Origin of the sequence: Pseudomonas sichuanensis (assembly GCF_024749065.1) — a bacterium.
GTDB classification, from domain to species: domain Bacteria; phylum Pseudomonadota; class Gammaproteobacteria; order Pseudomonadales; family Pseudomonadaceae; genus Aquipseudomonas; species Aquipseudomonas sichuanensis.
Genome location: NZ_CP087185.1, coordinates 4,990,186 through 5,013,983, shown reverse-complemented (window position 1 = coordinate 5,013,983; position 23,798 = coordinate 4,990,186). Strand labels below are relative to the sequence as shown.

At 62.9% G+C, this 23,798-nt stretch carries 10 protein-coding genes and 3 pseudogenes; 9 read left to right on the top strand and 4 right to left on the bottom strand.

The window, feature by feature from the left end:
* The first annotated feature begins 166 nt into the window (after positions 1-166).
* On the top strand, positions 167-8,509 hold the full coding sequence (locus LOY51_RS22570; protein WP_258646705.1) for an RHS repeat-associated core domain-containing protein: 8,343 nt from the start codon (positions 167-169) through the stop codon (positions 8,507-8,509).
* Positions 8,510-8,652: 143 nt separating this feature from the next.
* Positions 8,653-8,871 (top strand): hypothetical protein, encoded by a 219-nt coding sequence (locus LOY51_RS22565; protein ID WP_258643135.1) that lies wholly within the window; start codon positions 8,653-8,655, stop codon positions 8,869-8,871.
* Between the two features lie 200 nt (positions 8,872-9,071).
* On the opposite strand, the gene LOY51_RS22560 is transcribed toward LOY51_RS22565, so the two are convergent.
* From LOY51_RS22560 to LOY51_RS22545, 4 genes and pseudogenes are all read right to left on the bottom strand, one after another.
* Positions 9,072-10,523: a heavy metal sensor histidine kinase gene (locus LOY51_RS22560; RefSeq protein WP_125860276.1), complete on the bottom strand. Its 1,452-nt coding sequence runs from the start codon at positions 10,521-10,523 to the stop codon at positions 9,072-9,074.
* A 129-nt stretch (positions 10,524-10,652) separates the two neighbouring features.
* Positions 10,653-11,324 (bottom strand): heavy metal response regulator transcription factor, encoded by a 672-nt coding sequence (locus LOY51_RS22555; RefSeq protein ID WP_110995887.1) that lies wholly within the window; start codon positions 11,322-11,324, stop codon positions 10,653-10,655.
* Positions 11,325-11,333: 9 nt separating this feature from the next.
* Positions 11,334-14,426 (bottom strand): multidrug efflux RND transporter permease subunit, encoded by a 3,093-nt coding sequence (locus LOY51_RS22550; RefSeq protein ID WP_125860274.1) that lies wholly within the window; start codon positions 14,424-14,426, stop codon positions 11,334-11,336.
* A 119-nt stretch (positions 14,427-14,545) separates the two neighbouring features.
* A pseudogene (locus LOY51_RS22545) lies at positions 14,546-15,688 on the bottom strand (efflux RND transporter periplasmic adaptor subunit); the annotation flags it as partial.
* 274 nt (positions 15,689-15,962) lie between these two features.
* Between LOY51_RS22545 and LOY51_RS22540 the strand changes: the two are divergent.
* From LOY51_RS22540 to LOY51_RS22515, 7 genes and pseudogenes are all read left to right on the top strand, one after another.
* Complete coding sequence (locus LOY51_RS22540; protein ID WP_125860270.1) at positions 15,963-16,511, top strand: fimbrial protein; 549 nt, start codon at positions 15,963-15,965, stop codon at positions 16,509-16,511.
* 60 nt (positions 16,512-16,571) lie between these two features.
* Positions 16,572-17,300, top strand: coding sequence for a fimbrial biogenesis chaperone (locus tag LOY51_RS22535; RefSeq protein WP_125860268.1), 729 nt, complete (start codon positions 16,572-16,574; stop codon positions 17,298-17,300).
* Positions 17,301-17,331: 31 nt separating this feature from the next.
* Positions 17,332-19,842 carry a fimbria/pilus outer membrane usher protein gene (locus LOY51_RS22530; protein ID WP_258643131.1) on the top strand — a complete coding sequence of 837 codons (2,511 nt, stop codon included), beginning with the start codon at positions 17,332-17,334 and terminating at the stop codon, positions 19,840-19,842.
* Between the two features lie 293 nt (positions 19,843-20,135).
* Positions 20,136-20,945: a fimbrial protein gene (locus LOY51_RS22525; RefSeq protein WP_190306021.1), complete on the top strand. Its 810-nt coding sequence runs from the start codon at positions 20,136-20,138 to the stop codon at positions 20,943-20,945.
* Between the two features lie 36 nt (positions 20,946-20,981).
* Complete coding sequence (locus tag LOY51_RS22520; RefSeq protein ID WP_125860263.1) at positions 20,982-22,052, top strand: fimbrial protein; 1,071 nt, start codon at positions 20,982-20,984, stop codon at positions 22,050-22,052.
* An 84-nt stretch (positions 22,053-22,136) separates the two neighbouring features.
* Positions 22,137-22,418 (top strand): annotated as a pseudogene (locus LOY51_RS27255) (PAS domain-containing protein); the annotation flags it as partial.
* A gap of 306 nt (positions 22,419-22,724) precedes the next feature.
* Positions 22,725-23,720: pseudogene (locus LOY51_RS22515) on the top strand (methyl-accepting chemotaxis protein); the annotation flags it as partial.
* Positions 23,721-23,798: the final 78 nt, after the last annotated feature.

Below are 23,798 nucleotides of genomic sequence, written 5' to 3'. Positions count from 1 at the left end.
TTTTCGTTCACAACCCACGTTGTAGAGCGCTTCAGGATTGAAACGCATCTTCTCGCGGTGCACATGTTCTCGCCCACGCAGCGGGCACCTGGCATTTTTGTCAGTTGTGCAGATCACCTGGTCGCCATTCAATGACGACGAGCCGATAGCACGCGAGGGTTTGGTGATGACCTACAACTGTCACGCCTTCAGGAAATTCTTCAAGAATGGCGATCTCATCACGGTGAACGGCGTCAAAGCTGTTTACGAATTCGCAGAGAACGATGTGCTGCGTATCAGGTCTCCAGACAAACGAAACTTGGCTTACACCGACATCGAGCTTGTGCCCGAGCTGGATGCGAAGCTAGAGCAAGAGGCCATGCAGCTGGAGGCCATGCTCGAAAGCGGCGCGGTACTGGTCAAACCCGAGGAGTGGGGGAAGCTGTCACCAGCGTTGGGGGCGGTGTGGGTGGAGCTGACTACTGATTTAAACGGCTACTACTCATTTTTTGGCCACGTAACGGTCGTAGACTACCCCGGTCAATACGCGAAATTTGTGTTCACTGTCGATGATGCTCTGCAGGATCATCATGCTCAACTCACCCTTGACTATCCGATATTGAAGGGGACTGGCCTATTCAATGGTCAGCATGAGTTTTTCAGCTTCATCAAGAATGTCTATTTGCTCAGCGGAATCGTCAGTCAGATTGACCCTTATGCGGTTCCTTACCAGATCACCACGCGGTCTGACGGTTACCTTCCTGACATGACCGACTTCACACTGATGCGAGAGGGCAGCGTCGACGATGGGTGGTACAGCACCGTACCGATCAAGGCAGGTCGCGAACTCGCGCGTGATGAAACGCTCAGTGCGTTTCTGGTCAACCGCTGCGATGGAGAGGTCAGTCGGTTTGCCTTCACCCCTCAGGCCAGTGAACTAACGGCACAGAAGTGGCCTCGGGCATTCGCCAAGTTTGTTGCCGACCAGGGCGCCCCGATCACTGCCGGAGCATGGGACGAGAACAATAACTTCACGACCGAGAGTGGCCCATTACGGCTGTGGAGCCATGCCAAGTACCGGGCTTTCAGCAATGCTCCCTTCGATAGCAATCTGGTACAGGCGCTGGCCTGCAATGACAGTTTCCGCTTGACTGCCCGGCAGACGCTTTGTTTGCAGGTTCGCGACCTTAAAACACAAGCGCTGTTCGAAAATCATTTCTTCAGCCCCACGCAGGGGCAGGTCGGCTTGGGCTGGTCCAAGGCATTGTGCGATCAGATCAATCGTGACAGCCATCTGCTGCGGGCGGGTGTATTGAACAGCGACTGTCAGGTAACGCCCGCCGAAATCGGCAACGCGTTTTGGGTGCCGCAGCGGGCCGAACTGAGCGTGAACCTGACCGTCTCAGGCTGGTGGGAAAGCCGCAAAGTCGAAGGATCGCAGGCTTTACCGGTCGGTACCACGTTGCATACCTGGGTCTACGATGCATGTTCTCAGCGCTTGCTGGGTCATCATCAGTGGGGCCCCACCACGACCCTGAGGGCAAGTGGCAAATGGCTGGCGGACTGGGCTACTGCCCTGAATCGTTCAGAGGTGTCCGCTTATGTGCAAGCCAGTTCCTCAAGGCCTGCGTCCAACAATCTTATCGGCCAGGATGCCCTCGGCCTTGGTTTATGGCACCGGGGCGACGCCTTGCGCATCTTCACCTCGCTGCCGGATGCGGGTAACTGGGTACCGGCGCTGGAGCTTCCGACAAAAGCGATGTCCCGAGCCTCGCTGAACGTTGCGGTACGGCATCCCTTTAGCAACCGGGCCTTACATACTGGCGTGTTCAGACCTCCGCAGACAGAGAAAGGCGGCGAGATCGAGCTGCCGTCCTGGCGCATTGCCTTGGCGCGTTTTCTCCAGGAACAAGCCTGGCCTGAACTTTACGTTGACATTGACAGCACGACTGGAGGTGCCGGGTCGCTATCAATCCCACGCTTCAGTGAACTGCAGGTCGAATTCGAACCCCTCGTAGAAGAGGCACCCGATGTTCAGAAGGAGGAAATGGCCTCGGTGCTGTCCGTTGACTTCGACTCAGCCTTCAGTGAACTGCAGGTCGAATTCGAACCCTTCGTAGAAGTGGCACCCGATGTTCTGAAGGAGGAAATGGCCTCGGCGCCGTCCGTTGAGTTCGACTCAGCCAAGGGCCAACTCAATGCCTCCATCAACTTGCAGTCAGGGGAGCTCGAGTTTCGTCTGACTCAGCACGCCTGGGACAAGGGTATACGGGTGGCCGCCTGCGAGCCGACGGTTTTCGGCAAAGGTGAAGAGTCGCCGCTTTGGGTCAGCGCCGGCAAGATCATCTGGGGCGGCCGGGTCAAGCAAGACTACGAGATCGTTCTGGATTATCCCGAAAGCCTGCGCGGTGAAGACAAATTGATCGTCGGCCATTTCGGCGCCTTTGACGAACACGCATTCTGGAAAAATTCGAAATCGGTCGAGTTCACCCCGTCCGCCGCATTGGCGCCCTACACGCCGAGGAGTCTGCTATGCGAAGACTGGGGGAACACGGATCACTCGGAAATTTTCGATACTTTCGGGCATGACATGACCGGCGTGGATGGCCGCCTGGGCTTGTTCCATGCTCACTACCCGATCGCAACGCTGCAAGGTCTGGGCGCACGGGGGCCATTGTGCGACCTGACCTTGCATTATTCGGCCTTGCGCGGAAACGAGGCGGGGTTGGGGGATGGCTGGGCCTGGCGCTTCTCCAGCCTGGACGTGCGTGACCGTGTGTTGACCCTGGCCAATGGCGGGCGAATCACGTTCACCCCCAAGGAGTGGGAAGACCTAGGCAAGGAACAACCGTTGAAGAAGAAGCATTGCCTGTTGAGCTGCAACAAGGATTACAGTGAATTCACGATCGAGCTGCCCAATGGCCGTCAGGAAGTCTTGAAAAAGCCTGCCGTGGTGGCCGCCAACGAGGTCGAGCCCAATGATGAATTTCGCCAGACAGTCCTGAAGCTCCTGCGGGCTATCAAGGAGAAAAGCAAACCGCAGTTTCCCGCCGTGCCTGAGCACTGGACTCAATGGGTGCTGCTGGTGGCTTCACCGGGGGCCTACTACATTGGTGCGGCGCTCGATTACAACGAGGCCGCCAAGGCCTGGGCAACGCATGGAACGATCGAGGAGCTGAACGAGCGCATCGCCTACTACGAGCGTCCATTCGTGCAGCTGCTGCCTGCTCGCATCATCTCGCATTATGGTGAGGTGCTCGAACTGACGTGGAAGCGTCAGCTTGGGCAATTCCTGCTCATGCGCATCGAGAGCGAGAAACAAACCTTGTTCACGGCTGAGTACGTCACCCCGGACAAGTCGGCTGCGCAGGTGAACATGCAGATATGGCCAGCAAGCGATGAACGCTTCGAGGTCAAGCTGCAATTGAAAGACTGGCTGCTACGGACCCTTGAGTGGACTCAAGCAGGTGCGTGCCTTCAGCAGGTCAAATGTGGCTATGAAGACGATCCGGTTCTAGACCGGGTGCTGTGTCGGTTAGAGGAGTTGGATGGTTCGGTCGAGTACGTGCGCTACACCCCGGGTGTACGCCCAGAACCACACGACACCAATAAGTGGCCCTCGTGGCCCAAGGTCAAGCTCCATGCCTTGATTCCTGGCGGTGGGCAAGAGAACCACGTGGCCACCTACCAATACACGGGGGAGTTGCGTGACATCTCTGATCAGTTGTACATCATTGCCGGCCGGCGAGGTCCCTATGGCAAGCGACGGCATCATTTGCAGGTGTTCGGTGAGGACGGCAGTCACAGGCGAGAAATACTGGCAGGTGAGGCATCCGCCGAGGACCAGTGGCTGGAGTTAAAGGCCCAGAACAAGAATACGACGCAGAGCATTCGATACACGGGGTATGGGAATGACCTGATCAAGGTGATCGAGTCGATCAAGTTGGTCATCAGGAAGGGAAAGCCTGCATTGGCTGGCAAACAATCCGTCAAGCATCAGCAGGAAATCGTAGAGATGCTCTGGCGATTCAGCCGCAATCAACGTGTGGTGTTGGTCAACGCTATTCAGGCCTGCTTGCAAGTCGTCCCGGTCGCACAGCGTCAGCCCCATGGCAAGGCGGTCGATATGCAGATCATGACGACGGACGATGACGGACTGCCCGTGAAAGTGGTCATCGAGGGCCAGCATACGCTTTGCCGTGGCTACTATGGTCGCGCGGGTGGCGCGAATCGTATCGAGGCCGATCTGTTGCGCACAGTTGACTGCCTGCCGGAACTACAGGAACTACAGGAACTACCGCTACTGGACTGCCCGGCAGTACCTGAGTACGCGATGCTACCTGTGATGTTCGAGTATGAATGTGACGATTTCGGTCATCCACTTGGTCTGAAACTCTTCGGCTACCGCACGGTAGCGCATGCAGGCAGACCGTACCTTGAATTGGCCGAAGAGCGAGTCATTCAGGGGGGGCGCCTGGAGATGGCATCCGGCGAGCTCTTCATCCCTACGGACGAACCGACGCAAATCGGCCTTGCCTCGGTGCTGTGTCGTCGACATTTGCATGGTTCGTCGACGGTGACGCACAAGGTGACGCCGAGCGATGCGAGCAAGGTCAAAGTATGGACCGTCCAGGATACTCAGATGACGCTTCAGGGGCCTGATGTCTTCTGGGAGAAAACCACCAAGACGTTCGAGGACAACCCAAATGCCCCGTACATCCTGGAGCGTATTACCTTGCAAACCCAGGCCGGCACGCAGCAGGTCAGTGTCCGTCACTTCTCACGCCTTAGCGCGAACTGGCTTACTCAAACGGACGCTGAGATCGAGATGACAAGGCAGTACGACGCTCTTGGGCGGGTCGTGGACGACGCTCGGTATCGCCTGGAGCCTGGCAGAAAAAGCAGGGCAGAAAACCAGCGAGCAGTGATACATATCACCACTGCTTATTCCGCGGATAACAAGTTGGAGACTCACACCCATGCCAACGGTGCTCAACGCCGCAATCACCTGGACGGTGTTCAGCGGGTTTGGCGCAGTGAATGGCAGCCCGCTGGGGCCATTGATTATGTGCCACTGGATGAGTACTGCAGGGACGGGCTCGATGAATCGCAGTCGGTAGGGTGTTGGGAGTGGGACTATCTGCCGGGGGGCCAGGCAGTGATCGAGATGGCACAGGTGCAGCCCAAGGACGGGCGAGAACCGTGGCTGACAGCGCTGGGAGCCGTTGTCGAGGAGCAATCGAGCGCAAACCAAACTCCACCGGACGTCGATTCAAGTGAGTGGGACGTTGCTGTCGCGCTAACGTGCAGTGGTGGGGATGATGAAGAGGAAATGCTCAAGTTTCTTACTTGTCTTGTGCAACTAAGGGATGTGAGAGATGCACACGATGTGTCCGATGAATACATCACAGACTTGATTAGGCAAGCCCTGTATCTGTTAGTGAGCCTGTTCGATAGATACAGATATTTTCTCCCTTATTTCTTCAAGTTCTTTCAAGGTCTTGCGGGGCGCAAAGGGGGTCAATGTATTCCAGTGGTGGGGGCGTCTCGGATTCCGGTCAGATATGGGCAGAAGCTCGAAAGGTGGGCCGCGAACCTCGTAATTAAAGACTTCAACCTCGGCGGGGCTGATGTCGAGAATGCTGAGGTTCTGGACTTTCTGAAGCTACTCGATTCAGCAGAAGCCGAGCGGGCACGAGGCTATCTACAGATCGCCAGTCCCGTGCTTTTCACTTATGCGAATCCTGCCAAAGGCACCACTACCCGTCAGGTTGTGAAAGAGGGATTGGCGCAACAATGCCTGTCTGAACTCACCACCGAATACGTGACCCTAACGGATGGCACCTTCGAGCGTACCGAAACCCTCGTCGACGGTGCCGGGCTGCAGCAGGTAAAACTGGTCCAACAACTCGATGCGAGTGCCCAAGTGGTGCGCAGCGAACGCTTCGTGGACGGTGAAACACGCATCTATGCCTTCGAGCGTGATGATCTGGGCCGGATTACCAAGGCAACGCGCCCCGATGGCAGCACTGTCGAACGTGCCTATCACGGTTTCAGCAACCAGCCCACTGCCCTCAAGATAGACGGCAGGGTCATTGCCACCCAGACCGTGGCCAATGATTCCACGCTAAAGTCGCGCACGGTCGGCAACCGCACTTACTCCTTCGATGACGATACCATTACCCTGCCCGACAAGACGTGCCTGCAGACGCACATCGATGCCGACTGCGTCCGTTGGCGCGCGGGCGACAGCGCCATGGGCAGTCTTGCACGCAAGAATGGCGGAGCCACTGTGGTCTGCGAGGATGGAGCGGGCGGTACCTGGAGGCACCGCTTCATCCAGGGCGACCTGCCAGGGCGCATCGAGGGCACAGAGACTACGCCTCGTGGAAAGGTGCCGACGCAGGACTGGCAGACCTTGTGTGGCGCCACCGTGGCTTCACTGCGTGCCGATGGGCGTTGGCAGCGAGTCTTCGTCGACGACCAGGGGCGGTTGCTACGTACATGCAAGGATCATGAGGATGTGCTGTACCGTTACGATGCCTTGGGCAGGCTGAAGTCGCGCCTCGTCCATGCAATGAAGGCCGGTGAGCAATGGCAGGTACTCAGTGAACACAATGGTCTCGGTCAGGAGATCGTGCGGACTTTCCTGCACAATGGCGCGATACGCTTCAGTCAACGCATGACCTGGCGCGGTGATGGCCGGCTGATCAGCAAAGAGAACTACCAGGACGGTCAGCTCAAGAGCACCGAGCGCTTCGTTTACGATGCACTTGATCGTCTTGAGGGCTACACCTGCGAAAGCGACGATACCGCCTACTGCCCGACCAATGCCAGCGGCGATGCCGTGAAGGCGCAAGCGTTTACCTGGGACGCCTTGGACAACGTTGTCACTAAAGTGACTACGCGCTTTGATGGCACCCAGCACACGCAGGATTTCAGCTACGACGCGAATGCAGACCCCACGCGCATGACCTCGGTGCAGCACGGCTCGCAGTCTCGGGTTTTGAGCTGGAGCGATAATGGCTACTTGGTCGATGATGGACAGAGCCACGCATTCAGCTATACCGGTGCCGGCCAGGTGAGCAGGGTGAAGGATGCCGAAGGCCAACTGTTATCGCGCTATCAGTACGACGGCTATCAGCGCTTGGTCGCGCAACACGTCGAACAGGACGAAAGCATTTGCGAGCTGCGATATGACGGTGATGAGCTGATTGGCGAAATCTGGTTCGACAAGACTCGTGCCGTCACGCGTCGTACGAGCATCTCGGCAGGCCTGGCGGAGTACGAAGACGACCAGGTGCGCTGGTTGATCGACGATCCACAGGTTGGCATTGCAGGGCAGGTCAGGGACGGTGGGCTCACGTTGGCCCCGCGATTGCCGTTTGGCGAGGGCGCGTTGCTGGAGGGCGTGGTCAGCGGATACAACGGCATGCGTCGTGACCCAGTGACAGGGCAGTATCCTGCGGGCAACGGGTACCGTAGTTATGATCCCGGCATAGGCCGCTATGCTCAGCCTGACTGGCTGGCCCCGTTTGGGGACGGTGGCCACAATCCTTATCAGCACTGTCCGGACCCGGTCAACCTGCATGACCCTAGCGGCGCGATCATGCTCAGCCGATGGGGGCAGGACCGTCAATTGCGCGAGCGCGAGGAGCAATTGCGGGGGACCAGGAACGTGGGGCTGGGGGGCAAGTGGCGAGGGCTGGCCTTGTCATTCGTGCTGACGGTACTAGGAGTGGGAGCGACGGTGTTTTCGGGGGGAACAGCCTCGATGTTGCTCTTCGCCTTTTTGACCACCATGGCTGTAACGTCCTTCGGACTGGAAGTGGCCTCGGCGTTGACCGCAGAGACCAATCCGGAGTTGTCCAAGGCGCTGGGGATTGCGTCAATGGCAACCGGCGTGGCGTCCACGCAGGGCTTCCAGGGGGTGATGAAAGCCAGTATCAAGCTGTTCAACGCTACCAGGACTTTGGTGCAACGCACTGTCCGGTGGGTGGGGAACGGGTTGAAGGCCGTCGGGCAGGGCTTCAAGCGACTGAAGTCCGCCAAACTGGGCGTCACGCGCCAATCAGTGTGGCTGAGTATGCGAGAAGGTGCATCCAGGGCGATAGCAGCCGCCAAGTCCGCGCCTGGAAAGCTCCTGTGTAAGGTGGACGACTTTATCAAGGCCCCGGCCGCTCGGCTTGAGCCTATGCCCACTTACGGAAGGCATGGTGTGTTCGGCAAGTTGAAAAGCCTTTGGGAGGGACCGGATCCCCTCAAACTCACGGGTAGATCGGCCGCCTTCTACAAGTGGGCGAACCAATCGCGCTTTGTTTCCACACTCAGTGAAAACATGGCGTTGGCGATCGAGGCGAACATCCTGCGCGGGACGATCGAGTCGTCGATTGCACTGGCGCGGGGTAATCAAACCTCGACAATCAGTGCAAGGGCAAGAGGCTCTTATCTTCCTGATCCCAACATCAAGGAAGTAGCACGTGCTATTAGCCAGTTCGAAATTCGCAGCGCAATGGAGCTCAGTATTTGACTCGCCGCGTGGTGCAGGACCTGATAGAAATGCTAGTGGCGCTTGTTTGATGAGTTTAATAGGCTTGAAGAGAGGCTGTTCCGAATACTGAGTTGTCAAGGCATTCGGAGCGCTTGGAGCAACTCAATATTTAGGTGAACAACATGGCCGAGCAGAGTGGAAAAGTTAAATCAATGAACACCGACTTGCAGTTCGGTTGGATTGAATTCGAACCTGAGTCGGAGGAAGAGGATGACCAGCTTCAATTCGAATTAATAGCCAACTCCGGAATTGCCGTAGGCTCAGAAGTAACCTTCACCAAGGTACTCGACCCAAACAAATCGGGCAAATTCAAGGCCACGGCTGTTAGCGCCAAGAAATAGCAGATCGGTTTTAGGCTTTGTACGAAAAGTGCCTGCGCGACGATCATGCTACGTTGAAAACAGGCTGGTGCGCCAGCCCGGTCGGAATGCTCATTTGCAACCAGCAAAGTCGTGCGCGACTCCGACCGTTCCTCGCCTGTTTTCGCCTTGCCTGATCGCCGCTCGGCGACTTTTCGTACAACCCCTAGCGAAAGAGGCGTTCAGACCTGCTCGCCTCTTTTCTTTTTGCTGGCGTCTTGTGCGGTGTACTCCGGTCCCGCATTCGGTAAGCGGATCCCAAAGCAATTCCCTGCCTTATCGCTGTGCACGAAGACCTCACCTCCATGCATCAAGGCGATGGCCTTGACGATCGCCAGCCCCAGGCCGTGGTTGTTGCCACCGCTGTTGGCGCGCGCGGCATCCACCCGGTAGAAGCGCTCGAACAGCAGCGGCAGGTGTTCCTCGGCGATGCTCGGCCCCGGGTTGCTCACCGTGATGCTGACCTGTTGCTCATCGGCCTCGATGCGTACCTGGATCACCTGGTGAGGCGCGGTGTGCTGCACGGCGTTGTTCAGCAGGTTGATCAGCGCCCGGCGCAGCTGGGCTTTCTCGATGCGTGCGCGGGCGTCGCCACTGACGCTCACGCGCACCTGGGCGTCCTCGAGGATGTAGTCCAGGTAGTCGAGGGTGGTGGCCACCTCTTCGGCCAGCGAGGCCTCGGCCAGGGCGGTGGCCTTGCTGCCCTGGTCGGCGCTGGCGAGGAACAGCATGTCGTTGATGATGCTGCGCAGGCGCTCCAGTTCCTCCAGGTTCGATTGCAGCACCTCGAAGTAGTGTTCGGCGCTGCGCCCGCGGGTCAGTGCCACCTGGGTCTGGCCGATCAGGTTGGTCAGCGGCGAGCGCAGCTCGTGGGCGACGTCGGCGTTGAACGCTTCGAGCTGGGTATAGGCCTGGCTGACCCGGTCCAGCGCGGCGTTGAAGGCGCCGGCGAAGCGCGCCAGTTCCGGTGGCAGGGCTTCGGTTGGCAGGCGCCCGTCCAGGCGTGGCGGGGCGAGCCCCTGGGCCTGGTCAGACAGCGTCAGCAAGGGCTTCAAACCGATGCGCGCCACCCAGTAGCTGAGCAGCGATGCCAGCACCACGCCGAATGCTGCCAGGCCGACGATGGCCACCAGCAGGCTGTGTTGGGCCTGCCAGAAGGTTTCGGTGTTGATGCCGATCAGAAAGCGCAGCGGCGGGCGTTCGCCCAGTGCCGGCAGCTCGCTGACCAGCACCTTGTAAGGGTAGGGGCTGTTCGCCAGGCGCAGCTCGCGCATGCCCGGCGGGCCTTCGGCGAAGGCGCGGATCAGTTCGGTGGGTTGGCCATATTCGTAGTTCGGGTTGCTGCCGACCGCCCAGAAGCGGATGCGCTTGTCCTCTTCGCCGAGCAGGTTGAGCTTGTTGTGGATCTTGGCCCAGTGCTCGGGCGTGCCGTAGCGGTTGAGGGCGGACTCGAGCACGCTGAAGCGGGCTTCCAGTTCGGCGGCAGGCAGCAGGTCGAGGCTGCGGTCGACCTGGCGGTACAGGGCGCTGCCGATCAGCACGAACACGCCCAGGGCGACCAGGGTGAACAGGGCGCAGAGGCGCAGGGCGATGGAGTTGCCGGCTCTTTTGCGCAAATGGTCTTTTGTGTTCATTGACTGTCAATCCAATCGCCGCCGCCAAGCCCCTGTGGGAGCGGGTTTACCCGCGAACACCGGCGAAGCCGGTGCCAGGCACCTCGGTGGCCACTTCGCGGGTAAACCCGCTCCCACAGGGACTGCTCACTACCCACGGTTTTCCAGGACATAGCCCATGCCTCGGATGGTATGCAGCAGCTTGTTGTCGAAGGGCCCGTCAAGCTTGGCGCGCAGGCGCTTGATCGCCACCTCCACCACATTGGCGTCACTGTCGAAATTGATGTCCCACACCAGCTCCGCAATGGCCGTCTTGGACAGGATTTCGCCCTGGCGCCGGGCCAGCACACTGAGCAACGAGAACTCCTTGGCGGTCAGCTCCAGGCGCTGGCCTGCGCGGGTGGCCTTGCGCGCCATCAGGTCGATCCACAGGTCGGCCACCTGCACCTGCAGCGGTTCGTGGCTGCTGCTGCGGCGGGTCAGGGCTTGCAGGCGGGCGACCAGCTCAAGGAACGAGAACGGCTTGCCCAGGTAATCGTCGGCGCCTTCGCGCAGGCCATGGATGCGGTCCTCGACCCGTTCGCGGGCGGTGAGCATGATCACCGGCGTCTGCTTGCGTGCCCGCAACGCGCGCAGCACACCGTAGCCGTCCAGGCCCGGCAGCATCACGTCGAGCACGATCACCGCATAGTCGCCTTCCAGGGCCAGGTGCAGGCCGTCGATGCCGTCCCGCGCCAGGTCCACGGTAAAGCCCTGCTCGGTCAGGCCGCGGTGCAGGTAGTCGGCGGTTTTTTCTTCGTCTTCGATGATCAGTACACGCATGGTCTTGTCTCAGCGGGCGGTCGGCGCGGCGACGGTGGCGGCCTGGCGGCGATGGAACAGGCGCTCCAGGGCCAAGTATATGACCGGGGTGGAGAACAGCGTCAGCGCCTGGCTCACCAGCAGCCCGCCCACCACCGCGATGCCCAGTGGCTGGCGCAGCTCGGCACCAGCGCCGAAGCCGAACATCAGCGGCACCGCGCCGAGCAGCGCGGCCAGGGTGGTCATGATGATCGGCCGGAAGCGCACCAGGCACGCCTGGCGGATCGCCTGTTCAGGCGTCATGCCGTGGTGGCGCTGGGCGTCGAGGGCGAAGTCGATCAACAGGATGCCGTTCTTCTTGACGATGCCGATCAGCAGCACCACGCCGATCAGCCCCATGATGCTGAAGTCCTGCCCGCTGCCCCACAGCAGGATGATCGCCCCCAGGCCCGCCGAGGGCAGGGTGGAGATGATGGTCAGTGGGTGCACGAAGCTCTCGTAGAGCACGCCGAGGATGATGTACACCGCCACCAGCGCGGCGAGTATCAGGTACGGCTGGCTCGACAGCGAGCTCTGGAATGCCTGGGCCGCGCCCTGGAAGTTGCCGGTGATCGAGTCGGGCATGCCGAGCTCGCGCTGGGTGCGTTCGAGGATCTGCACCGCATCGCCCAGGGCCACGCCGGGGGCCAGGTTGAACGACAGGTTGGCGGCGGGGAACAGGCCGTCGTGGCTGATCGACAGCGGCCCGGTGCTGGGCGACGCCACATGGGCCAGTGCCGACAGCGGCACCATCTCGCCCGACAACGGCGAGCGCAGGTAGAAGTAGTTCAGGCTTTCGGCCTTGCCACGCTGGCGGGCGTCCAGCTCGAGGATCACCTTGTACTGGTTGGTCTCGGTCTGGAATTCGCTGATCTGGCGCTGGCCGAAGGCGTCGTACAGCGCCTGGTCGACATCGGTGGTGGTCAGGCCGAAGCGCGCCGCGGCCTGGCGGTCGATGTCGATGCGGGTGACGCTGGCGCCCAGTTGCAGGTCGTTGGAAAGGTCACGCAACGCCGGGTTTTCCCGCAGGCGCTCGGTCAGGCGCTGGGTCCACAGGTTCAGCGCCACGCCGTCGTTGCTCTTGAGCACGTACTGGTACTGGGTGCGCGAAGGGCCGGAGCTGAGGTTGATGTCCTGGCCGGCGCGCATGTACAGGACGATGCCGGGCACCTGGGCCAGCTTGGGCCGCAGGCGGTCGATGAACTCGCTGGCCGAGACATCGCGTTCGCCACGGGGCTTGAGCGAGATCCAGAAGCGGCCGTTGGCGATGGTCTGGTTGCTGCCGGTCACCCCCACCGAATGGGAGAACGCGCGCACCGCCGGGTCGTCGCCGATGATTTTGGCCAGGGCCAGGTGTTTTTCGATCATCGCGGGGTATGACACATCCGCCGCCGCCTCGGTGGTGCCGAGGATGAAGCCGGTGTCCTGCAGCGGGAAGAAGCCCTTGGGGATGCCGACGTAGCCGACCACCGCCAGGGCGAGGGTGATGCCGAAGATGCCGAGGGTCAGGCGTTGGTGCGCCAGGGCGCGGTCCAGGCCTTTCTCGTACCAGCCCAGCAGGCGCTGGCCGAAGCCGCCATGCTGCTCCTGCGGCGGCTTGCGCATGAACAGCGCGCACAGCGTCGGCGCCAGGGTCAGCGACACCAGCACCGAAATCAGGATGGTCGCTGTGGCGGTCAGGGCGAACTCCTTGAACAGCCGGCCGACCACGCCGCCCATGAACAGCAGCGGGATGAACGCGGCAATCAGCGAGAAGCTGATCGACACCACGGTGAAGCCGATTTCGCCCGCGCCCTTGAGCGCGGCGGTGCGGCTGTCGTCGCCGGCCTCCAGATGGCGGTGGATGTTCTCCACCACCACGATGGCGTCGTCGACCACGAAGCCCACGGCGATGACGATGGCCACCAGGGTCAGGTTGTTGAGGCTGAAGCCGAACACGTACATCAATGCGCAGCTGGCGATCAGCGACACGCCCAGCACGCTGGACACCACCAGGGTTGCCGACCACTGGCGCAGGAACAGCGCCATCACGCCGATCACCAGGGCCACGGCGATCATCAGCGTCAGTTCCACCTCGTGCAGCGAGGCGCGGATGGTCTGGGTGCGGTCCTGCAGCACCGACACCTCGACCGAGGCCGGCAGCATTTGCTGCAGGCGCGGCAGGGCATCGAGCACCCGGTCCACGGTGTCGACGATGTTCGCCCCGGGCTGGCGGAAGATCACCAGGTTGAGCCCCGGCTGGTCGCCCGACCAAGCCTTGACGTAGGCGTTCTCGGCGCCGTTGATCACCTTGGCCACGTCGGCAAGGTGCACGGGGGCGCCGTTGCGGTAGCTGACGATCAGCCGGGCATAGTCTTCGGGGTGGAACAGTTGGTCGTTGGCGGCGATGGTCGACACGCTGTGTTCGCCATACAGCGCGCCCTTGGCCAGGTTCAGGCTGGTCTGCTGGATGGCCTGGCGGATGTCGGCCAGGGTCAGGCCGATGGCGGCGAGTTTCTCCGGTTGGGCCTGCACGCGGATGGCCGGGCGCAGCTGGCCGGTGATGTTGATCAGGCCGACCCCGTCGATCTGGCTGAGCTGGCGCGCCAGCAGGGTTTCGGCGTAGTCGCTGAGCTCGTTGCCGGGCATCTGCGCCGAGCTTACGGTGAGGATCAGCACCGGGCTGTCGGCCGGGTTCACCTTACGCCAGGTCGGCGGGCTGGGCAGGTCCTGGGGCAGGCGCGCGGTGGCGGTGTTGATCGCCGCCTGGACCTCCTGGGCGGCGGTGTCGATGTTCTTGTCGAGGGTGAACTGCAGGGTCAGGTTGGTCGAGCCCAGGGCGCTGCTGCTGGTCATCTGGGTCATGCCGGGGATGGCGCTGAACTGCACCTCCAGGGGCGTGGCCACCGACGAGGCCATGGTTTCGGGGCTGGCGCCGGGCAGTTGGGCGGTAACCTGGATGGTCGGGAAGTCGGCCTCCGGCAGCGGCGCCACCGGCAGGCGCGGGAAGGCGATGGCGCCCAGCAGCACCAGGGCGAAGGTCAGCAGCAGGGTGGCGATGGGGTGGTCGATGCACCAGGCCGACACGCCGTTGCGGGTGTTCATGGCTGGGGCTCCGGGTTGTTTGCGCTGACGCCATCGCGGGGCAAGCCCGCTCCCACGGTACTACCTGCATCCCGGGCAGTGGCGGTATCGCGTGGGAGCGGGCTTGCCCCGCGATTGCCATCGGCCAGGCGCTGCGGCTCTGCGCACTGTCCGCTGGTTTCAACCCGGCTGCCGGGCTTAAGCCGCGACTGGCCATCGAGCACCAGGCAATCCCTAGGCTTCACACCATCAACGACGTTCAGCGTGCTGTCCTGATACAGCACTTTCACCGGCACGGCGGCGACCTTGTCGCCATCGAGGCGGTAAACGAAGTGCCCGTCGATGCTGCGCTGCACCACCGGCGGCGGCACCACCAGGGCGTTCTCGTCCACCGCGGTGAGCAGGCGCACGGTCACCAGTTGACCGGGCCACAGGTGGCCGTCCTTGTTGTCGAACTCGGCCTTGACCCGCACCGTGCCGGTATTGGCCGACACCTGGTTGTCGATCAATGCCAGGTGGCCCTTGCCCAGCAGGCTGCGCTCGCCGTCGGCATCCATGAACGCCTCCACTGCGGCGGGCGTGGGGGCTTCGAGCAGTTTGTGCAGGGTCGGCAGGTTTTGCTGGGGCAGGCTGAACTCCACGGCGATCGGGTCGATCTGGGTAACGCTGAACAGGCCCTGGCTGTCGCTGGTGCGCACCAGGTTGCCCGGGTCGACGTTGCGGATGCCCACGCGGCCGCTTACCGGTGAGCGGATTTGCGTATAGCTGAGCTGTACGGCGGCGTTGTCGATGGCCGCCTGGTCGCCGGTGATCGTTGCCTGCAACTGGTTCACCAGCGCCTGCTGCTGGTCGAGGGTCTGCTTCGACACGCCGTCATCGCTGCTCAGCAACTGGTAGCGCTTGAGGTTGACCCGCGCCACCTGCAGTTGCGCCTGGGTCTGGCCAAGCTGGGCACGGGCCTGGTCGAGGCTGGCGCGGATCGCCCGGTCATCGAGGGTGGCCAGCAGGTCGCCCTGCTTCACCCATTGCCCTTCCTTCACCAGCACCTGGGTCAGCACGCCTTCGACCTGCGGGCGCACCTCGACGCTGTGCAGCGACAGCACCGAACCGATGGCGCCGAGGTAACGCGGCACATCCTGCTGGGCCACGCCGACCACCCGCACCGGGATGGCGGCAGCCGGCTTGTGCGCGGTATTCGCGCTCGGGCGCAGCCACCAGGCGGCGCCGCCGAGGGCGACGACGAGCAGCAGGATCAGGGCTTTGCGGGGCAGGGGTCGGGTCATGTGGCGGTGGCCGGAAAGGGGAAGGGGACAGTGTCTTATAGCGTGCCGATCGGGTCGCCAGGGTGACCGCTGGCTGTCAGCACTGTCAGTTTTGCATGCGTTTGGGAAATTTCGCAGTTTGCTTGGGAAAGCGTTCCCATGAACTTGCTCCGTTTCGCCGTGGACCGGCCTGTCGGCCACGGCATGATGCTCTTCGTGCTCGGCAAGCCACCCACGGTTGCCGTTGCACGAATCATCAAGGCGCAACGCGCGCAGCATCATGAAGGGAGCAACCATGAAAAAGGTAACCTTGAGCGGCCTGGCCGCCGCAGTGGCATTGATGGGCGCGGCCCAGTTCGCACAGGCCGCCGACGGCGAGATCAGCTTTGAAGGCACCATCGTCAACAGCACCTGCGCCATCGAGGTGGGTAACGGCACCGGCGGTGCCAAGGGTGTGGTCAAGCTCGGCGACCAAGTGCCGGTGAGCAGCCTGGCCAAGGCCGGCGACGTGGCCGGCGGTGGGGCATTCACCCTGCAGGTCAACGCCAGCGACCCAGGTTGCGATATCACCGGCAAAGCCGCCACCGTGACTTTCCTGCCGATCACCGGCTCCGCCGGTGCGGCGGGCCAGTGGCTGGCACTGGAGCCGGTGGCCGGTGCCGCCAGCAACGTGGCGGTGCAACTGCGCGATTTCAGGGGCACCGAGCTGCCGGTGTCCGAGCCGTCCGCCGAGTACGCCAACCTCAGCCAGCCCCTGCGCTTCACCGCCAACTACATCGCCACCGGCACTGCCACCCCTGGCCCGGCCAACGCCAAGGCGCAGTTCACCGTGAACATCCAGTAAACCGGGCTGCAGCCGCGCCCTGTGCAGGGCGTGGCTCACCCTGAAACCAAGGGGGTTGTGATGTTCCGCACCCATTCACACAGGTGGCTGGCCGGCGCGTTGTTGCTGGCACTGCTGCCAATGGCGCAGGCAGGGGTGACCCTGAGCGGCACGCGCATCATCTTCGATGCCAGCAAGCGCGATGCATCGATCACCGCTGGCAACGGCACCGACAAACCCTACGCCGTGCAGGCCTGGGTCAACACCGAGGAAGACGACCACGCCATCAGCGCGCCGTTCATTGCCACGCCGCCGCTGTTTCGACTGGATGCGATGAAGGAGCAGATGGTGCGTATCGTGCCGACCGCGCACAACCTGCCGACCGACCGCGAGTCGGTGTTCTATTTCAACGCCCAGGAAATCCCCGCTGCCAGCAACGACGATGGCAACACCCTGAAGATCGCCCTGCGCACGCGGATCAAGCTGTTCTACCGGCCCAAGGGGTTGCAGGGCAGCCTGCTCGAAGCCCTGCCACGGCTGGAGTGGGCCATTCGCCAGGAGGCCGGCGAAGCGCGGCTTCAGGTGCACAACCCAACGCCGTTCCACGTCTCGTTCATCCATATCAAGGTGGCCGACGGCGGGCGCGACAGCGAAATCGACAAGCCGGTGATGGTGGCGCCGTTCTCCACCCGCCAGTACGCCATTGCCCCGCGCCTGGGCTGGACGCCGAACAGCGTCGAGTTCTCGGTGATTAACGACTACGGCGGCTACACCAAGCCCGAACGGGTCAGCCTTGGCGCTACGCGCTGACTGGCGCACGCTCTCTGATCGAGTAACCGTAATGCCCAATTCTTCCTGCCGCAGGCCTGGCGCCTGCGGCCCGACCCTGCTCGCCTGTTTGTTCGCTGTCGGCCTGCCGGTTGCCCAGGCGGCGATGTTCGACAGCAGCTTCATGCAGCCCTTTGGCGGCGGCTCGGCCGGCCCCAACCTCGACCTCGAGGCTATCGCCCACAACGCCCAGGTACCTCCTGGCCTGCACCAGGTGACCATCCGCCTGAACCAGAGCTTCTACGAGCGCCGCGAACTGCGCTTCGACGATGCCGGCAACGGCGAGGTTCGTGCCTGCCTGAGCCCGGCAATGCTCGACGCCATGGGCGTGAAGCTGGCCGCGTTCATCGACCAGCGCGAGCTGGATACGCTGGACTGCGTCGACCTGCAGCAGGCGGTCGAAGGCGCTCTGGTGACCTTCGATCCCGCCTATCTGGCGCTGGACATCAGCGTGCCGCAGGTGGCCCTGCGTCGCGACGCAGCGGGCTACGTGGCGCCGGAGGAATGGGACGCCGGCATCAACGCCGGGCTGCTCAACTACCAGTTCACCAGCTCGCAAGGGCACACGGCAGGGCAGGGCGATCACAACCAGTTCAGCCTGTACCTCAATGGCGGGCTCAACCTTTCCGGCTGGCGCCTGCGCTCCAATGGCAGCTTCACCCAGGACCAGAACAACCGCCGCCAGTGGCAGCGTTCGACCAGCTACGCGCAAACCGACCTGCCGGGCAGCCTCGGCACCTTCACCCTCGGCGAGAGCTTCACGGCCGGTGATGTGTTCGACAGCCTGCCGTTTCGTGGTGTGCAGGTGGCCAGCGACATCGGCATGCTGCCCGATTCGATGCAGGGCTACGCGCCGGTGATCCGTGGCGTGGCCGAAACCCGCGCGCGGGTCGAGGTGCGCCATAACGGCTATTCGCTGTACACCACCTACGTGCCGCCCGGGCCGTTCGAGATCAACGACCTCAACGCCTCCAGCGGCAGCGGTGACCTCGAGGTGATCATCACCGAGGCCGATGGCCGTGAGCGGAGCTTCACCCAGCCCTACGCCACCCTCGGCAACCTGCTGCGCGAGAATACCTGGCGCTACGGCCTGACCTTCGGCGAGTACAACGCCGCCGACGAAAACGGCAATCGCCCAGGCCTGGCCCAGGCCACGCTGGCCTACGGCCTGCCCCATGACTACACCTTGTCAGGCGGCCTGCTGGGCAATGACTTCTACCGCGCCACGCAGGTGGGCCTGGGCAAGAACCTGGGCAGCCTCGGCGCCATCTCGCTGGATGTGACCCAGGCCCGCACCGAGGGCCGTGATGGGCACAGCGATCAAGGGCGCAGCTATGGCATTCGCTACGGCAAGGCCTTCGCCACTGGCACTTCGGTGCGCTTCGCCGGTTACCGCTACTCCACCGAGGGCTACCGCGATTTCAGCGAGGCGGTGTGGCAGCACCAGGGCGATGACTTCAACCGCATGACCAAGCGCAGCCGGGTGCAGGCCAGCATCAACCAGAATTTCGGCAACACCTCGCTGTACCTGAACCTCAGCCAGCAGGACTACTGGAACACCTCGCGCCGCGAGCGTCAGTTGCAGTTGGGCGTCAACACCGTGTACCGCGGGGTGAGCTATGGGCTGTACGCCAGCAAGAGCCTGGTCGACTCGTTCGGCCAGTCCAGTTTCATCAGCTTCAACCTGTCGATTCCGCTGGGGGGCGGCAGCAGCGGCACCCTGGCGCTGACCCGCAATAACGACGGCAGCTACGACCAGCGTGCCGGCTACCGGGGCCGTTCAGGGCACCTCAACTACGCGGTGGATGCCAGCCATGCCGAGCGTTCCGGCGGTAGCGGCTCGGCCTCGCTCAACTACCTGGCGCCGTTCGCCCAGCTCGGCGCCGGGGTGAGTGCCGGCGAACGCTACCAGCAAGTCAACGTCAGTGCCTCGGGCTCGTTGCTCGCCCATGGCGGCGGCATCGCCCTGGGCCAGACACTGGGCGAAACCCTGGGGCTGGTGCATGTGGCCGACACGCCGGGGGTGGGCCTTGGCAATGCACCGGGCACCCGAACCGACAGCAGCGGCTATGCGCTGATCCCCTACCTCACGCCGTACCGCAAGAACCGTGTGAGCCTGGATACCAGCGGGCTGGACCACAGCACCGAGATCGACAACGGCGTCACCAACGTGGTGCCGCGCCGGGGTGCGGTGGTCAAGGCCGAATTTGCCGCGCAGCGGGTGGAGAAGGTGTTGTTGAACCTGCGCCTGGAAGACGGCGGGCTGCCGCCTTTCGGCGCTCAGGTGCTGGACGCGGCGCAGCGCACGGTCGGCGTGGTCGGGCCTGGCGGGCAGGCATTGCTGGCATTCGAAGGGGCAGCAGGGGCGCTGACCGTGCGCTGGGGCGCCAGTGCCTCGCAACAGTGCCGGGCGCTGCTGGCACTGGCTGGCGCAGCGCCTGCACAAGGGTATCGACAGGTGCAGAGTGTCTGTCGCCCAGGAGAGGTGGCGTTGGTTGAGCATCATGCCGAGGGGCGTGGATGAGGAGCAGTCTGTTGGACAGAGCAATGCGTGGTGTGTCGGATGGTGCCATTTGGCGTGGGGCATTGAAGTGGGTGCTGGCGATGTTTTCGTGGTTGCCGCTGTCAGTGCTGGGCTGCGATTTTCCACCGGGTTTCTTCTACCGGGTGAACATTGACCCGGGGCACCTGTTTGTCGGCCGGGACGCCCCCGTCGGCACGGTCATTCGTCCTCAGAGGCCGAGCTATCAATGGGAGTACACAAGCGTGGAGCTGATTTGGTGCCGTGGGACCAATAGGTTCGAGGTCAAATCGCCCATGCCGCAGATCCATGGCTCCAGTCTGGTCGGCCCTGGCGAGGTGATCCTACAGACGCGGATACCGGGGATCGGCGTCGTGATGGGCGCCAGCTATGGCTGGCCCTCGAGTCGCTACTGGACGTACATGCCTGGCCATGGACGCTTCGGGTGGGGCGTGCCCCACACGTCGACCGTCCAGACTGAAAGCGATGAGGTGGGTTCTGGAATCCGCCCCATGTACTACGACTACCGCATCATCAAGTACGCCCCTGTGGATTCGGGAATGGGGCCACAATCCCTGGCTGGCCACACCTTGGCGGAGGTCATCAACGACAAGGCAGGCAAAGTGGTCGAGCTGGTGTTCTCGGCGGGTTCCCTCGACATCGCCCTGTGTGGCTTGCCCGGCGCACCGTCCACCCAGGTCACCGTGCCCATGGGGACCTGGCGCACTAGCCAGTTCACCGGCGAGGGCAGCTTCACCGACGCCCGTTCGTTCAACCTCCCGCTGCAAGCCTGTCAGGCCGGCACCGAGCCCGGCAACGAGCACTTTGCCGAGTTGCGCCTGGACCCACGCAATGGTTCCAGTGTGCTCGACGCGCCGCGCGGCATCCTTGGCCTCAACCAGGACTCGGATGCCACCGGCATCGGCGTGCAGGTGCTCAAGCCTGACCTCACGCCCATGCCGCTGCTGGAAGATGTGCCGATGACTCGCCTGCAGAACGGCGATATCCACATCCCCATGGCTGCCCGCTACATCCAGGTTGGCAAGGACGCCCCCGTCGGTGGCGTGGCCAATGCATCGGTGGCCTTCAGCCTGACCTACAAATGAGCTTGAACCGGTTTCTTACCCCGGAGGCGTAGCAGTATGTATTTGCGCAAACTGGTAGTGCTGGCTGGCCTGTACCTGCCGTTGCAGGCGTTGGCCTGTGAGTTTCCCCCTGGATTCTTCCAGCGGATCTCCTTCGACCCAGGCAACCTGGTGGTGGGCAGGGATGCGCCCATCGGCAGCCTCATCTTCTCGAGCGAAACCCGTTACACCTACAGCTCGGTGGTTTTCTCCGCAGTCAATATCAACTGCCCTGAGCAGACGGTATTCGAGGTCGCCACCCCCTTGCGGCAAGAGACGGGTTCACCCTGGGTGGCGCCAGGAGAGGTGTTGCTGCACACGAATATCCCCGGTGTCGGCCTGGCCGTGCTGGCCAGCTTCGGCAACGCCACGCCTGGCCGGCACTGGCAGTTCATTCCGGGGCAGGGGCGTTTTGGCTGGGGCGTGCCGCACCGCGAGATCGTCAGCCCGGCAGAGGTGGGCGGCGCGATCCGGGTGCCTTTTGTGAACTCACTGCAATACCACTACCGCCTGATCAAGATCGGCCCCATCGACCCAGGCATGGGCCCTCAACCGCTTGCCGGGCACACCCTGGCCCAGTTCACCAGCAACCGTAGCGGCAAGGTGCTGGAGGTGGACTTTTCCGGCGGCACGCTGAATGTGGCGCAGTGTGGTTTGCCTGGCGCGTCCTCGGAGCAGGTACGGGTACCGATGGGCACCTGGCAGGTCGCGCATTTCAGCGGGCCGGGCAGTTTCACCGACACCAAGGTGTTCTACCTGCCGCTCAGGAACTGCATAGGTGGATCGGAGCCTGGCAACTACCCCACTGCCTACCTGCGCCTGGACCCACGCAATGGCTCGCCCGTGGTGGATTCCGCGAATGGCATCATTGGCCTCAATGCCGAGTCCGACGCCACGGGGATTGGCGTACAGGTGATGGAGTCCTACGGCGGAAAACCTATGCGGCTTAACGAGGAGGTGCCGATCTTCGAGTTCTCCGATGGCGATTTTGATCTGCCGTTATCCGCTCGTTACATCCAGCTGGGCGACGACGCCCCCACGGCCGGTGTAGCCAACGCTTCGCTGAGCTTCACCCTGACCTACAAATGATTGAGCCAGATCAAAAAATGATTGCCAATTGCCACTAATCTCGAGCGCCCTGCCGATTGTCCCCAACAACAACGAGAGCCTCCGATGAAGTGCAATTTGCCTGTTACCGGTCGCGAAGTGGATTACCCCGGCGACGCCAACATCCTGTCCACCACCGACCTGGACAGCCGCATCACCTACGCCAACGACGTGTTCATGCAGGTCAGCGGTTTTACCCGCGACGAGTTGCTGGGCCAGCCCCACCACCTGGTCCGCCACCCGGACATGCCGCCCCAGGCCTTCGCGCAGATGTGGCAGGCGCTCAAGGCCGGGCGTTCGTGGATGGGGCTGGTGAAGAACCGCTGCAAGAACGGCGACCATTACTGGGTCAGTGCGTTCGTCTCGCCCATCAGCAGTGGCGGGCAGGCGCTGGAGTATCAGTCGGTGCGTACCAAACCTCGCGCAGAGCAGGTGGCGGCGGCCGAAGCCTGCTATGCACGCCTGCGCGAAGGGCGGCGCAGCTGGCGCGAACGCTTGCCGGTGGCGGGCCTGGCAACGCGCCTGGCGCTGGCGGTGGCGGGGGTAGCGGCACTGGTGATCGGCGTGGGGCAGTGGTGGGCAGGGGCGTCACTGCTGGTGTCATTGGCCGAAGTGCTTGCCGTGGCGGGCCTGGCTGGCCTGGCCATCCTGCTGTTGCTGCGCCCCTATGAGCGCCTGCGTCGTCAGGCCCTGGCGATTGCCGACAACCCGCTGAGCCAGCTTTTATACACAGGCCGGCGCGATGGCCTGGGCCAGATCGAGTTCGCCATGCGCATGCTCAAGGCGCAGCTGGGCGCCGTGGTCGGGCGCATCGGCGACACCTCGTCGCGCCTGGCCGGGCATTCCGGCTCGCTGGTCGAGGCCCTGCACAGCAGCCATGCCAATAGCCTTGAGCAGCAAAGCGAGGCTGACCAGGTGGCCACTGCCATCCACCAGATGAGCGCCAGCGTGGCCCAGGTGGCCACGAGCGCGCAGATGGCCTCGATGGCCGCCGACCAGGCCGAGGGCGAGACCCAGGCCGGGCACCAGCTGGTGGACCGTAACCGCTGCGCGATCCAGGACCTGGCCGGTTCGCTGGTTGAGGCCGGCGAGGTGATCCAGCAACTGGAAAGCCACAGCAGCGAGATTTCCGGGGTGCTCGACGTGATCCGCGGCATTGCCGAGCAGACCAACCTGCTGGCGCTCAACGCCGCCATCGAGGCGGCGCGGGCCGGCGACCAGGGGCGCGGCTTTGCCGTGGTGGCCGACGAGGTGCGTGGCCTGGCCCAGCGCACCGCGCAGTCCACCCATGATATCCAGCACATGATCAGCGCCCTGCAGGACGGCGCCCGCGCTGCCGTGCAGGTGATGCGCGAGAGCAGCGCCCATGCCGGGCACAGCGTCGAGCAGGCGCAACTGGCCAGCGATGCGCTGGACAGCATCAGCGTGCGGGTCAACCAGATCAACGAGATGAGTTTGCAGATTGCCGCGGCGGTGGAGCAGCAGAGCCAGGTCAGCGAGAACATCAACCGCAACATCATCAGCATCCGCCAGGCCAGCGAGGCGACGGTGCAGGTGGGGCAGCGCAGCCATGGCAGCGCCAGCGACGTGGCGGATCTGGCGCAGGACCTGCGGCGGCTGGCGGATGAGTTCTGGCGCAGGTGTCAGTAAGCGGCTGGGTAGTTTGCAGAAGCGATCACTGTGGGAGCGGCTTTAGCCGCGAAGCAGACGACGCGGTGGATGGCACCG